At 45.5% G+C, this 14007-nt stretch carries 12 protein-coding genes; 8 read left to right on the top strand and 4 right to left on the bottom strand.

All coding sequences use genetic code 11. The features are described 5' to 3' along the window. Window positions 1–92 precede the first annotated feature (92 nt). The 4 genes from MED92_RS02740 to MED92_RS02725 all read left to right on the top strand — a co-directional run bounded on the left by MED92_RS02740 (window position 93) and on the right by MED92_RS02725 (window position 4089). On the top strand, window positions 93–1097 hold the full coding sequence (locus MED92_RS02740; protein ID WP_007019948.1) for a DUF2157 domain-containing protein: 1005 nt from the start codon (window positions 93–95) through the stop codon (window positions 1095–1097). Continuing rightward, on the top strand, window positions 1081–2667 hold the full coding sequence (locus tag MED92_RS02735) for a GDYXXLXY domain-containing protein (protein ID WP_007019947.1): 1587 nt from the start codon (window positions 1081–1083) through the stop codon (window positions 2665–2667). Before MED92_RS02740 ends, MED92_RS02735 begins: the two co-directional genes overlap by 17 nt. Before the next feature lie 75 nt (window positions 2668–2742). After that, a complete protein-coding gene (locus tag MED92_RS02730) occupies window positions 2743–3150 on the top strand; it encodes a hypothetical protein (RefSeq protein ID WP_007019946.1) in 408 nt (135 codons plus the stop codon). Between the two features lie 48 nt (window positions 3151–3198). Beyond that, a complete protein-coding gene (locus MED92_RS02725; RefSeq protein WP_007019945.1) occupies window positions 3199–4089 on the top strand; it encodes a LysR family transcriptional regulator in 891 nt (296 codons plus the stop codon). A 27-nt stretch (window positions 4090–4116) separates the two neighbouring features. On the opposite strand, the gene MED92_RS02720 is transcribed toward MED92_RS02725, so the two are convergent. Both MED92_RS02720 and MED92_RS02715 read right to left on the bottom strand, forming a co-directional pair. Continuing rightward, complete coding sequence (locus MED92_RS02720) at window positions 4117–4980, bottom strand: LysR substrate-binding domain-containing protein (RefSeq protein WP_007019944.1); 864 nt, start codon at window positions 4978–4980, stop codon at window positions 4117–4119. Between the two features lie 83 nt (window positions 4981–5063). After that, entirely contained in the window at window positions 5064–6974 is a 1911-nt protein-coding gene (locus tag MED92_RS02715) for a DNA topoisomerase III (RefSeq protein WP_007019943.1), read from the bottom strand. Between the two features lie 77 nt (window positions 6975–7051). Between MED92_RS02715 and MED92_RS02710 the strand changes: the two genes are divergently transcribed. Next, window positions 7052–8488, top strand: coding sequence for a diguanylate cyclase (locus MED92_RS02710; protein WP_007019942.1), 1437 nt, complete (start codon window positions 7052–7054; stop codon window positions 8486–8488). Here MED92_RS02710 and MED92_RS02705 read toward each other — a convergent pair. Beyond that, window positions 8454–9446, bottom strand: a complete 993-nt coding sequence (locus MED92_RS02705) for a serine/threonine protein kinase (RefSeq protein ID WP_007019941.1) — start codon at window positions 9444–9446, stop codon at window positions 8454–8456. The two genes, MED92_RS02710 and MED92_RS02705, sit on opposite strands and share 35 nt — an antisense overlap. A 169-nt stretch (window positions 9447–9615) precedes the next feature. Here MED92_RS02705 and MED92_RS02700 point away from each other — a divergent pair, with 169 nt between their 5' ends. The 3 genes from MED92_RS02700 to MED92_RS02690 all read left to right on the top strand — a co-directional run bounded on the left by MED92_RS02700 (window position 9616) and on the right by MED92_RS02690 (window position 13502). Then, window positions 9616–10173: a DUF2058 domain-containing protein gene (locus MED92_RS02700; RefSeq protein WP_007019940.1), complete on the top strand. Its 558-nt coding sequence runs from the start codon at window positions 9616–9618 to the stop codon at window positions 10171–10173. A 29-nt stretch (window positions 10174–10202) separates the two neighbouring features. Beyond that, complete coding sequence (locus MED92_RS02695; protein ID WP_007019939.1) at window positions 10203–12185, top strand: monovalent cation:proton antiporter family protein; 1983 nt, start codon at window positions 10203–10205, stop codon at window positions 12183–12185. Window positions 12186–12356: 171 nt separating this feature from the next. Then, the gene (locus MED92_RS02690; protein WP_007019938.1) at window positions 12357–13502 is read left to right on the top strand and encodes a DUF5610 domain-containing protein; all 1146 of its coding nucleotides are present in this window, start codon (window positions 12357–12359) and stop codon (window positions 13500–13502) included. 59 nt (window positions 13503–13561) lie between these two features. Here the strand turns inward: MED92_RS02690 and MED92_RS02685 are convergent, their stop codons facing one another. After that, the gene (locus MED92_RS02685) at window positions 13562–13948 is read right to left on the bottom strand and encodes a hypothetical protein (RefSeq protein WP_007019937.1); all 387 of its coding nucleotides are present in this window, start codon (window positions 13946–13948) and stop codon (window positions 13562–13564) included. Window positions 13949–14007 lie beyond the last annotated feature (59 nt).

Raw genomic sequence — 14007 nt, 5'->3', positions numbered from 1 at the left:
TCCGCGCCCTCTCGCTTTGACAGTTCGCTTTCGGTAAGTGATATTTAATTTATCACTTACTGAAACGGCAGGATGCCTGGGAATCTGCGAACATGATATTCAAATCCCCTTCTGATAGGGACAGCATTCTCGATTGGCACCGTCAGGGGCTCATTAAAGACGCTGATCTTCACTTGGCTTTGAAAGAAGCTGATTCACTTCCCTCGCCCAAACAGTGGCACGAATTCATTACCCAACTGCTACTCTGGTTAGGCTTAATATCTCTGGGTGCAAGTCTGATTTTTTTTCTGGCTTTCAATTGGCAAGAGATGAGCAAACTCAGCAAGTTTACTTTTGTTCAAATTGGAATTATCACAACCACAATTTTTTACTTCTTTAAGCGAAACGACCCTATTAAAGCGGTCGCTATAGCCAGTTTAATTAGTTTGCAGATTGGTGCTCTACTGGCGCTTTCAGGTCAAACCTACCAAACAGGTGCTGATCCCTGGCAACTGTTTGCCATCTGGTCGCTGTTTATCCTGCCTTTTGCCATCGTTCACGGATCCAGCACCTTATGGCTATTTTTTTCAGCGACGCTCAGCCTGAGCATATCGCTCTATTTCTCTAGGTTTAGAGGGATCTTCGATTTCCTGATCGATGATGATCTGACCATGGTCTTATTACTCTCAATCAATGGCACGCTTGCCCTATTCCTGAATGCTGGCTATTACCTAAAACAATTCTGGTCACAAAATCAGATTGCTGTTCAGATATTGATAGTGTTCTGCGGATTCATAGCAAGCTGGTTAGCCATTTGGGGGATCTTCGATTTCGAAGACAAGGCTCTCTATTTAGTGATCTATAGCCTACTCATCGGCTTTCTGTTCTATTGGTTTTATCACAAAGACCTAAACCTGATGATACTAGCCGGTATTAGCGTAAGCCTTGTTGTAGTCTCCACCGCTTTCCTTATTAACACCATGGCAGATGCCTTTGATGGAGGAGCATTTCTTTTTATCAGCCTATATATCATCTTCTGCTCTTCTATGGCGGGAATATGGCTGAGGAACCTCCACTCTGAATTAAAAAAGGAGCGGGCCGATGACTCAGCAAACTAATACTTCCCTATGGAACAGACTTCAGAACAAAGGCCTTTTAGATAGAACTATCGCCGAACCTGTATCTGGAAACTTATGGTACATATCACTGATGCAGGGCTTTGCGGGATGGTTTGCAGCCCTATTTATGCTTGGCTTTGTTGGCACCGCTTTCACCTGGCTATTCAGATATGACAATGAGATCTTACTCATTACTGCAGGGATTGCTGCAAGTGTTGGTGCTTATCTACTTCAGCGTGCAAATCCTCAATCCGTTTTCATCGGCCAACTAGTTCTGGCTACCAGCTTATGTGGCCAGCTCATGGTTGCCTGGGCCTTGTTTGATCTATTCGATTTCAAGGAGATCTACGCTTACCTATTCTTAGGGAGCTATCAAGCTGTTTTGGCATTAATCATGCCTAATTATCTGCACCGCGTGTTGAGCACTTGGTTCGGCGTGCTTGCTTTCTCATGGTATCTGCATCGAATGGGTATTTTTGGTATGGGTACGGCCGTGGTTACCGGCCTCTTTACACTGCTTTGTTTACGAAGTGAAAGGTGGGCGTCTAAGTCTTATACCCTAGAACCGATAACTTTAGGTCTTGCCCTGTCGTTAATTCAGATCAGTTCACATAGTTTTTTTGGTTCAGAGATCATGAGCTTTCATCGGCAGGCCTCGCCTTCTATCCTACATGTTTACGCGCCCTATATAGGCATCACTGTGGTAGGTATGAGTTATCTGTTTCTTATAATCAAGATAACTCAGCAATATCACTTTGAAGGAGCCCAACAACGCAAGTGGGTTTATCTGTTGCTAGCTACGGTGTTTGGTGTTGCCAGCTTACCTATCCAAGGGCTAACAGCCTCTTTGCTGGTACTCATCACAGGCATTTTCCTTCAGCGCATCACTTTAGCCGCGTTAGGCTTTATCAGTATTGTTAGTTTTTTCTCTTGGTACTACTACAACCTGTCAGAAACCTTATTAACCAAATCAATCTACCTTGCCATATTCGGTTTTGTTCTTCTTGGCATACTATTACTGGTCAAAAAGCTTGCAAAGGTTGAGGCAGACGCTTCAGGAAAACGCACTACTAACATTCGTTTCGGTTTCATTGCCATTATCAGCACTCTGCTTTGTATCTGCGCAGTAAACTGGGATATCTACAAGAAAGAACGCCTACTCAGTGAAGGCCAAGAAGTCGTCCTTAAACTTGCCCCTGTTGATCCAAGATCTCTCATGCAAGGCGATTACATGAGACTTCGATTCGCCATTGTCACCGATGTATATAATCATCAAAGAGAGATTCCTGATGATGGCTTCATCATCGTAGCCTTGGAAAAAAATAACCTAGGCACATTCATCAGGGTTTCAGATGAAAACAATTCTGACTCAAACGAAGTGGCGCTCAGGTATCGGGTAAGAGACAATCAAATGCGATTTGCGACGAATGCATTTTTCTTTGAAGAGGGTTCAGCGAAACGCTATGACAATGCTCAATATGGCGTGTTTAAAGTAGGAACCGATGGTGAATTACTTTTGCATTCCTTATTGAATAGGGAGATGCAAACTCTGGGATTAAATACCCCTTGAATGATTTTGTAAGCAAAGGTTCACGACTGCGCTAATTTGCCCTAGACTAATAGAAGGAAACTACGGGGAAGGAACATGAACAAACGATTTCGTCAGTCATTGCTGGGTATTTCACTTACTGGTTTAATGGCTATTCCTGGCTTCGCCATTGCTGAATCAATGCAATATCAATGCACTTATACGCAAGCCAGCTATACCGCCCCATTTATGAAATCTCCAAGCATTCGTAATTGCCCTGAAGGCAAGTGCAGTTATCATGTTGCGGTCAGTGGTTCAGTTGCCAGTATCAATAAAGTCGCGGGTTTTACTGTAGAACAAAATGACACGATGCTGAAGCTAAGCCGCACAGCAAAAGATCCTGTTATGGGTGGAATGGACACAACGGTCTTCACCCTCAACAAAGGCGATCTTAGCTTTGAGAGTGTTAAGACAACCACACCTTCAGTAGTACTTACAACCACAGGTCAGTGCACTGCTCTTTAATCCATAACGCTCCGACCTGGTGTGACTTGATACAGGTGAACCTTAGTAATGAATTTAAATGATGTTCACCTGTTTATTCAGGTTATAGAACACAACAGCTTTACCTCTGCTGCTGAGAAACTTGGCATCCAAAAATCTACGATCAGTCGCCGGATCGCTCAACTCGAAGATGAGCTGGGTGTCCGCCTTCTCAATCGTACGACTCGTAAGCTGAGTATGACTAATGAGGGGGAAGACCTTTTTAAACGTTGCCGCCCTCTTCTGGAAGAACTCGAGAATGTCGAACATTCAGTCACATCAAGACAGAGTGAACCTAAAGGCCGTTTGCGTATAACCATGCCTCCAGAGTTGGGGATCTTCATCATGAATGATGCTGTTTCCAGCTTTATTAAACGCTACCCCCAAATCCAAATTGATATTGAATTAAGCGTGCGCGTTGTTGATCTGGTGGAAGAAGGTATTGATCTGGCATTACGCGTGGGTGATCTGTCGGACTCAAGCCTGATTGCAAGAAAGATCTCAGACGCTCATGCGCATCTGTACGCTAGTCAGGATTACCTGGATAAATATGGTGAGCCCGAAACTCCTGACGATCTAATCAATCACCAGTGCATCGGTATTAAACTTAACTCAACCGATTGGGTTTTTGAGAACTGGAATGATGGTAAGCCTGTACCGGTTAACTTTCGAATTCGCGCTAACAACCTAACCTTCTGCAAAGATATGCTGCTTAACGGCTTAGGAATCGGCCGTATACCTAATGGCTTTTTTGAAGAAGAGCTTAAAACAGGTGAAGTAAAACAAATACTCACGGAGTATCGAACACCAACCGTTGGTATACACGCCCTCTATCCAAGCAGAAGGCATCTGAATCCAAAGGTGAGGCTGTTTATTGATCACATTGTCGAAACCCTGGATCAACACCCCTGGATGAAGTAATAGAACCGCTTACATAGCCTCAGGAAGTCATGCTGCAGATTCCCATTCAGGAATATTCGAGCTGAAGATCGATAACATCGTCTCAATAGCGGTCATCGCTACGGCTTCTTTATGAGTAATTAACAAGGTAGGGATCTGGCTATATTGCGCATCTAAAAACTGCATCTCAAGATCTTCAGCATACTTAGATTCTTCAACCACTTTTCTCGGCACCAGGGTAAAGCCGAGTCCTACCGCTACACAGCCAAGAATACCTTCCTGCGTACCCATACTCATAACATCTGCGTTAATCTTACCGTTCTCTTTAAGCCAGCTTTCTGCCCTCTCACGATATGCACAGCCCTCACGGAACATAATGAGTACATTGGGCACATCGGTACTTTTTGCTGAAACTATGACTAGTTCTTCGAGTAACACTTGATGACAGATTAAGTCTGGATGATTGATCGGGCCGCCGACAAAAGCACAATCCAGTTTATGGTTTAAAACATCGTCTACCAGTTGCCCAGTGGTAGAGGACTGAACTTTAGGTACCAGGTCAGGGTGAGCCTTCATCAGGTTTTGCAGTAACCCAGGCATTCGAACAGCAGCAAATGATTCCATCGAGCCTATTCTAATTTCACCAACCGCCTGACCCACTTGCCTTACCGCGATACCTGCCTGCTTTTCAAGCTGGAGGAGTTTATCTGCGTATTCGAGCAGTACGGTACCAGCAGGTGTTAATTCCAGCTTACGTCCTTTTCGGTAGAAGAGTGATGTTTGTAACTCTTCTTCAAGCCGTTTTATTCGTGCTGTCACGTTTGATTGAACGGTATGAATCTGCTTTGAAGCCTGTTGCACGCCACCGTACTCAACAACTGCCTTAAACGTATTTAGGGAAAGAAGGTCCATGCGAGTTCTCTTGGAATGATATATAAGCAGTCAAAATATCACATTCAGAGAACCCTAAAAATGGGCCCATAGTATCGTTAGCTTCACTTAGTCTTCTTTTTGGCACGTGTACGCTTTCGTTTAAACGTATTTTTAACCGGTTTCATCTGTCTTAACAGCTCAAGATCAACCGTAGCAGACTGGCTAACCATGCTACGCAGTTGCATCACCATCTCATCCATAAAGACGCTATAGCTGGCCTCGCGTTTGCTGATTAAGTCCAAAGATGATTCCCACTGTGCCGTCATATCCGGTTTGCCTGCCTTATCAGGCAGAACGCCAATAAGAGATTTCCCTGTCTCTGTACTTCTTATAATCTTCCCATCACGAGACAAAAACTGCCGTTTCATGAGCAATTCAATGATTCCCGCTCGGGTTGCTTCCGTTCCAAGGCCGTCCGTGTCTTTGAGGATTTTCCGAATGGAAGGATCTTCAACATGACGTGAGATTCCCGTCATGGCTGCCAATAATGTGGCGTCAGTATAAGGTTTTGGGGGTTGAGTCTGTTTATCTTTTATCTCGGCCGACAAACAGGTTAATGGCTGCCCTTTTTCCAGCTTTGGCAATAATGGCTCTTCCTCTTCGCCCTTAGCTTTACCGATAATCTGTTTCCAGCCCGGATCAATAATCTGTTTTGCACTAGTCGTGAACAGCCCACCCTCAATCACCACACTCAGTTTTGTCTCTGCATACCGATAAGCGGGCATAAACTGGGCGAGATAGTGCCGGGATACTAGCTCATAAACCTGCTGCTCAGCTTTGGGGAGTTTACTAAGCGCCATCTTTTTTTGTGTTGGGATAATGGCGTGGTGAGCATCGACCTTTTTATCATTCCAGGCTCGACCTTTGACTTGCGGATCTATAGTTTGCTGAACGGCACTGAATTGTGCTCCATTGGCAATGACCGCATTGATTACCTGAGCAGCTTCCGCATGGTGATTTTCCGGAATATATCGGCAGTCAGATCTTGGGTAGGTCAGTAGTTTATGTTTTTCATATAAATTCTGGCAGGCATCGAGCACTTGTTGAGCACTTAATGAAAAGCGTTTATTGGCATCTATCTGCAGTGCAGAAAGATTATATGGGAGCGGCGCAGGGATCTGTTTATTACTGCATGAGATATCATCGACAGTGCCCTGCTTGCCATGAATACGTGCAGCAACATTTTCCACTAATGGTCGATACAGCACCCGACCCGCATCGTCCTGCCACTTTTCGCACGCCTCACTTGGCTGCCATTTAACTTTGAAGCGCTCCCCTTGCTCGGTACTCATCTGAGCAAACACTTCGTAAAACGGTTTTGATTGGAAAGATTCAATCTCGCTATCGCGCCTCACAACCAAGCCCAAAACTGGGGTTTGTACCCGCCCTACGGATAAAACACCGTTATAGCCCGCTGAGCGCCCCTGTAATGTGTACGCCCGGGTCAAATTAATTCCGTATAACCAATCTGCTCTGCTCCTTGCCAACGCGGATACAGAAAGAGGAATAAAATCACGATTGTCTCTTAGATTACTGAGTGCTTTTTTTACCGACTGAGTATTCAGGTCACTGATTAAGCAACGTTTCAGAGAGGATTTTTTATACTGAGGTAGCTTTAGGTACTCAATGACTTCGTCCACCAGCAACTGACCTTCGCGATCAGGGTCGCCTGCATGAACGATCTGGTCAGCTTCTTTGCAAAGCTTCCTTAAGACACTAATCTGTTTACGTGTTTTGGGTTTAGGCTTCAGTTGCCACTGCTCAGGGATAATCGGAAGTGTCTCTGTCTGCCATTTTTTAAAAACCGGATCATAATCTTCAGGCTCCGCCAGCTCCAGAAGATGCCCATAACACCAGGAGACCACATCACCATTGGCTGCGGTTATGAATCCTTCAGCTTTCTTATGCGGTTTAGGTAACGCATCAGCAATAGCCCGACCGAGGCTGGGTTTTTCCGCTATATATAAAACCATATCAAGCACTGTATATAAAAACAGTATAACAGTAATCCAATCTAACGCTTCATTCCAGCGAAAGCTGACTATTATTAATGGATAAGCAAAAAATTGAAGGGTATATGCAGAAACTGATTCTTCTACGTACACTTCCCTGGCTGGTTGGTTTACTTATTTTTGCCCTGGCGCTCGGGGTTTCAAAATGGCTTGTTAAGCTTGATGCGGAAGTGCACAAAAAAGAGCTGGAAAATGTCGTCCAGTCGCGAGTCGACAGGATGTCCACGCATTTCCAACGCGCCCTTGATCGTAACCTGATCATTTTAGATGCCATCGAATCACTGCTTTTACTCAATAATAATGTCCAGCAGCGGGAGTTCGAGGTACTTGCTACTCGTTTCCTCTCTACTCGTACCAGCATTCGTCAGGTTCAGCTGTCTCCAAATGCCATTATCTCCCAGATCTACCCACCGATTGATGAAACAGTCATTGGAGGAAACCTTAGAGAACTACCGGAACAAAGAGAGGTGGTTTTACGAACAATCGAAGAAAAGAAAATGTACCTCTTCGGGCCGGTGAGATTACCGCAAGGTGGATCAGGTTTTATCGCCCATAAACCTCTCTTTGACCGCGAAGGGTTAGAGACTAAGTTTTGGGGGTTTATTACGGTCATTATTGATGCAGACGCTTTCTTTGATGAGATATCCCTTCTTCCGCAAGATAACCTCGCCCGCTACAGGATTGTCGCCAAAAACATACAATCAGATCAAAGGCAGGCAATTTTTGGTAATCATACCGTTGAATCTACACCGGACCTCACTGCCCCTATCGCAATACCGGGGGGAAGCTGGCAACTTGAGGCACGCGTAAAACCCGATATCAATGCCCACGGTGTACCTCACGCACTATTGGATCTATGGGGAATGTTAGCGTCACTGACTTTTGGAGCACTATCCGCTTACACATGCGTATTAATGCGGAGACTTTATCAACGTTCAGTCACTGATTCTTTAACGGGTTTATATAACCGACAGCACTTTAAATTCAGAGCTGAACAAGAGGCCAGCCGTGCTGTGCGCTACAACCAACCTCTGACCATGCTGATGATCGATATCGACCAGTTTAAACAGATAAATGACAAGTTCGGCCATCAAACGGGCGACACAGTACTTCAGCAAGCATCTCAGTATATTCGAGATAACCTCCGTGAGAGTGACCTTCTGGGCCGCTACGGAGGTGAAGAGTTTATAGTGCTCCTGCCTCAGAGTGATCTTGAGCAGGCTACACAGTGTGCTGACCGAATCAGGGATTCGCTGGATAAATCGATTTTTATCTATGGTTCCCTGGTGAGTATCAGTGTAAGCGTAGGCCTGGCTCAACAATCCCCTGACACTTTTGTATACGATGAACTTGTATCCCAGGCGGATCAGGCACTCTATACCGCAAAAAGGAATGGGCGAAACCGTATTGAAATCTATGCAGCAACAGAAGAGGGCTCGCCTACATCAAGGCCAGAGGATCCTCATCAAGCTTAGAAAGCTGCTCTTTAAGTGACAAGATGTGCTCTCCCCAGTATCGCTCTGTATTAAACCAACTGAAGTTATGCGGAAAAGCCGGATCTTCCCATCTTCGGGCCAACCATGCGCTGTAATGCATGATCCTGAGGCTGCGAAGCACCTCGACTAAACGTAACTGACGGGTGGGGAAATCATAGAATTCACTGTACCCGTCGGCAATCTCTGATAGCTGCGCCAACTGATCATAACGCTCACCCGATAACAGCATCCAGATATCCTGCATTGCCGGTGCCATCCGCGCATCGTCAAAATCAACAAAATGCGGTAGATCATCCCGCCATAGGATATTACCGGAATGGCAGTCACCGTGAACGCGGATTAAAGGGGCATCCGCACATGACAACATAATTTCATCTATCGCCTGCAGAAGCTCTTTACAAATAGAGTCATAGGCAGGCTTGAGCTGCTTTGGCATGAAGTTTTCGCTTAAGAGCTTAAAACTCTCGTGGCCAAAGCTCTGGCTATCCAGCGTAGGACGATGCTTAAAATCGCTTTTACTGCCAACCAGATGAAAACGGCCTAAGGTCTTCCCTAAGGTATAGAGATTATCAAGATTATCTAGTTCAGGGGCATGGCCTCCTTTCCTCTTGAACAGAGAAAAGAAGAACCCCTGATATTCGAACAATGTTTCACCACAATCATTTTTGATAGGGGTAACTACAGGTAATTCTTGCTCTTCAAGCTCAAAACCAAATTGATGCTCTTCGAGAATCTGCTCTCTACTCCATCGATCAGGACGATAGAATTTTGCGATAAGAGGATCCTGATCTTCTATACCCACCTGATATACCCGGTTCTCATAGCTGTTGAGTGGGAAAGTTCTTCCATCACACCAGTGACCTAATGTTTCAACCGCATCCATTAGGAATGATGGAGTTAATCGTTCGAACGGGTGTGCCAGATCATGTTCAGACATAGATAAAAACGCTATAAGAATCAAAGGGAAGCAGATTAAGCTTAAGCCAACATCTATTCAAGGAGAGTTTCCACTAATTATCCGCATTACCCCATTGAAAAATTGGCTTCAGTTTCGCCTGATTTGATATAGTGTCGCGATAATTCGTCACAATTTTTTTGAGTATGTTATGGCAGGTTCACTAAAAGATCAGTTATTGAATATGGGCTTGGTAGATAAGAAAAAAGCCAAGCAGGCCGAGACTGAGAAAAGGCAGCAGAAAAAGAAAGCGTCCAAAGCACGAAAATCAGGCCAGGCGGTTGTTGATGAACAAGCAGAAAAACAACAGCAGCTTGAGCAACAGCGCAAAGCGAAGCAGGAAAAAGATCGCGAACTGAATCGCCAGCGGGACGAAGAACGCCGCAACCGTGAGATTGAAGCGCAGTGTCGCCAGATGATCAATCAACACCATATCGCACTGCCTAAGGATGGCGAAGTTGCCTATAACTTTGTTTATGATAAGAAAGTAAAAACGCTTTATGTTGACGACACTCTCCAGGGACAGCTGATTCGTGGACAACTCGCGATTGCCGTTTTAGAAGAGAAATTCTATCTACTGCCAGACCTGTTTGCCGAAAAGATCGAACAACGTATCCCTGATTATGTGATTCGTATCGAACCGGAAGAGGAACCGGACGAAGATGATCCGTATGCGGATTATAAAATACCTGATGACCTGATGTGGTAATCAAAACGGGTCGAAGTTAAGGAATAACGATGACACATGGTTTCTTCGAGCAATTTCTGGTTATTCTCTGTTGTGCCGTTATTGCCACAACCTTGTTCCGTCGTATCCAACTTCCCCCTCTTTTAGCCTATCTAAGTGTTGGTGCACTGGTAGGCCCTTATGCATTAGGGGTTATAGAAGACGTTCACAGCATTGAATTCCTAAGTGAACTGGGTGTTGTGTTCCTTCTCTTTATGCTCGGCCTCGAGTTCTCGGTTTCACGCATGATCGCGATGCGTAAGGCCGTTTTTGGCCTTGGAAGTTTGCAGGTCATTATCACCTCAGCGGTCATAATAGGCTTCTGTACTTTGATTGGCATGCCACTGACAACCTCAGTGGTTATTGCAGGCGCCCTCTCCCTGTCGTCTACAGCAATAGTCAGTCGCGAACTGATACACCGAAATGAGCTGGATACCCCACACGGACAACTCTCCGTTGGCACCCTCATCTTTCAGGATCTTGCTGCGGTCTTTTTCCTGATAGTTGTTCCTACACTCAATGGGGGCGCTTCAGAGATTAATGGATCGCAAGTGGCCCTTATGTTACTCGAGGGAGGCACACTATTAATTGTTCTCCTTCTGATCGGCCATATTGTTATGCCAATGCTGTTTCATGAGTCTGCACGTAGTGGTTCCAGTGATGTATTCGTACTCACCTCTTTAGCTGCGGCACTGTTAGCCGCCTGGCTAACCGAGGCTGCCGGTTTGTCCATGGCGCTAGGCGGTTTTCTGGCAGGCATGATGCTCGGAGAAAGCCGCTATCGCTATCAGCTTGAAGCCGATATTCGCCCGTTCCGTGATGTACTGCTTGGACTATTTTTTGTCTCAGTCGGAATGCAGCTCGATCTGCAATCCTTGCTTGAGAACTGGTACTGGGTGTTGGTGTTTACCCTGTGCTTAATTACAGCGAAGACACTGATCATTACATTTATTGGCAGTCTTCTTCATAAAGATCTGGTGAACTCTCTTCGAGCCGGGCTCAGTCTTAGTCAGGGCGGTGAGTTTGGTTTTGCCCTACTTGCCCTTGCATTAGGTAGCCAATTAATTAGTCCTGAAATCAATACCCTGACGGTAGCCACTATCATCATTAGCATGATCATTACACCGATCATTATGAACCACACCCACCGTGTCGATGGTTTGCTGGCAAAACAACAACTAGAGCAAGAGGATTCGATTGACCCATCAGGCTCGCAAATCGATAACCATAATCTCAATAACCACGTAATCATTTGCGGTTTTGGTCGTGTTGGGCAAATCATGGCGCGCTTTCTTGATCAGGCGCAGATACCCTATATCGCGATCGATAATGATCCGGTTCGTGTTATGGAGGCCTCAACCGCTGGTGAGCATATCTGTTTCGGTGATGCCCGTCGTGACGATATTTTAGAAGCGGTTGGCGCAAAAAATGCGCGAATGTTGATTCTTAGTTTCCCGGAAACTGAATCTTCATTGCCTGCACTGAAGCACATTCGCTCACGCTTTGTTGATCTTCCTATCCTGGTTAGAACACGCGATGATTCGCAGCTGGATGAATTCCAGACAGCTGGCGCAACTGAAGTGATTCCCGAGGCATTAGAAGGCAGCTTGATGATGATCTCACATGTCCTCTCTTTGCTAGGAATGCCCCACACTAAGATCGAAAAGCAGATCAATACTGTACGCGCAGAACGCTATCATATGCTCCATGGCTACTACCATGGCCGCCACTCCTCGAAAATTGATAGTAGTGGCCGCGCAAAAGAGATACTTCATCCTGTCACTATCGATACCGATGCAGCTGAGATAGGTAAAACCCTTAAAGAGCTTAAACTTGAAAGGTTCAAAGTTACGGTCGCGATGATCAGAAGGCAGAATCATTCTAATCACAACCCCAAAGGTGATACTCGCCTTAAGAGCGGTGATATTGTCGTTCTTAAGGGGCCTACGGATAAAGTCGAGCTGGCTGAAGCCTCAATTCTTAGCAAAAGTTAGCTATTCAGCCAGCTTTAAGCCTTAGCCTGATATTTTTACCTGAAACAATTTCATCTACTAATATTAAGACTAAAGCATTTACTATTCGGGTCGATAAACAGTTTATTCAGTAGTCATGATAAACAGCTCAGGATCAGCTTGATCCTTTTTTTGTCTGTGGAGGAATAACCCGTGCAAGTTCTATTAAGCAGCCAGGCAGCATATTCTCAGGTACGCCAGGAAACGCTGGTAACCGGTGGTTTTGCTGATGGTAAAGACAGCAGTGGGCGTTCTGCATCTGCGGCAGATAGGTTAGTCGCCAAATTGGCAGAAAATATTCCGGGTATGAGCGTATCAGAGATGAAAGGTCTGGACGCAAACGAATACTCCCCGGAAAAAGTCGCTAACAGAATATCTAATTTTGTAGCCCAGGGGCTTGAACAAGCGCGTGCACGTGGTGCCTCGGATGAGGATCTTGACCGCATGTACCAGGCAGCGCTTTCAGGCGTTGAAAAGGGTTTCAAAGAAGCGACCGAAATTCTTGAAGATCTTGATATGTTGTCGCCCGAGATTTCGGCAACAATCGATGAAACTATGGATCTGACGTTCGAAGCGCTGGCCGGCCTTGCGCCTAACAGTAATGAAACAGCGCCGATCCGACAGACCTCCATCTCAGCCGCCGAGCGCTATTCAAAGTCTGAATCGTTCTCAATGGATGTAATGACCCGTGAAGGCGATAAAGTATCCATCCGGTTCAATAGCCAAGCCAGTGAAACCGCTTCATTAGGTGCCTATTCAGATGGCAATTCAAGTGCCCTTTCATTCAGCCTGGATCGTTCAGCTAGCAGCAGCTACAGCTTTAGTGTAGAAGGCGATCTTAACGAAGATGAACTGGAAGCACTGACCACATTGATCCAGGACCTTAACCTGATCGCTGAAGATTTTTATGGCGGGGATGTTCAGGATGCCTTTGAACAGGCAACCGAACTTGAGATGGACAAATCTCAATTGATGAACTTGAATGTAACTATGACCCAATCGGCAAGTTACTCTGCTGTTGCAGCCTATGAACAAGTTCAACAGATGAATAACCCCCTTGGTGAAGGCGGCCGCCAGCTTGGACAAATGATGAACAATTTCGATCAGTTCACCAGTAACCCGGCATTAGGCTTCCTACAGGATAGTTCTCTATTTGGTGCAGACCTTTTAGATAATCTGATCCATCAGGATATTCGCTACAAGGACGCAGATGAAGAATCCCAGAACAAACTGGATGGTAACTTCGGCTTGTTACGCGACCTTATGACCCGGTTTGATCAGGACGACGCAGACGATTAACTCCCCTTCTTAATCGCTGCGATACTTTAAACCGGCCTAATCAGGCCGGTTTTTTTATGTTACTTAAATACATCTGGGCAACCAGCGTATTCATTGAACAGCGGATCCCAACGTCTAACATCATTCGCACGACGCCATCGGCTATGGAAAAACTCCATCATGCAGTTTCCTGATTCCAGCTGAATGATCATAGTGTCGTGTTCATTCACCTGATCGTATTCAGGATAATCAGTACGCTGCCCCCAGGTTAAGCCTCCTTTAGTTTCGGCAAATGCCAGCCAGAACTGATTAGGACTAATCCATTCGGATGCTTGTTCGGACCAGACAAGCGGATTTTCCCCCGCTTTGAATTGACCATTATATTCACCCGGCTCAGCTTGGGCGGTTAGGGAAGATACGCTTATCATGATTGCAAGCACGCCGTTATAAAGACTTTTTGAAAACATCGTGATACCCCTTAATAAACTTTGCTTTCAGACAATCAAGTTTACGATTGGTTCGCTTC

This window comes from Neptuniibacter caesariensis, from assembly GCF_000153345.1.
Classification (GTDB): domain Bacteria; phylum Pseudomonadota; class Gammaproteobacteria; order Pseudomonadales; family Balneatricaceae; genus Neptuniibacter; species Neptuniibacter caesariensis.
The sequence above is the reverse complement of the archived record's forward strand: the minus strand, read 5'-3'. Positions and strand labels throughout refer to the sequence as shown.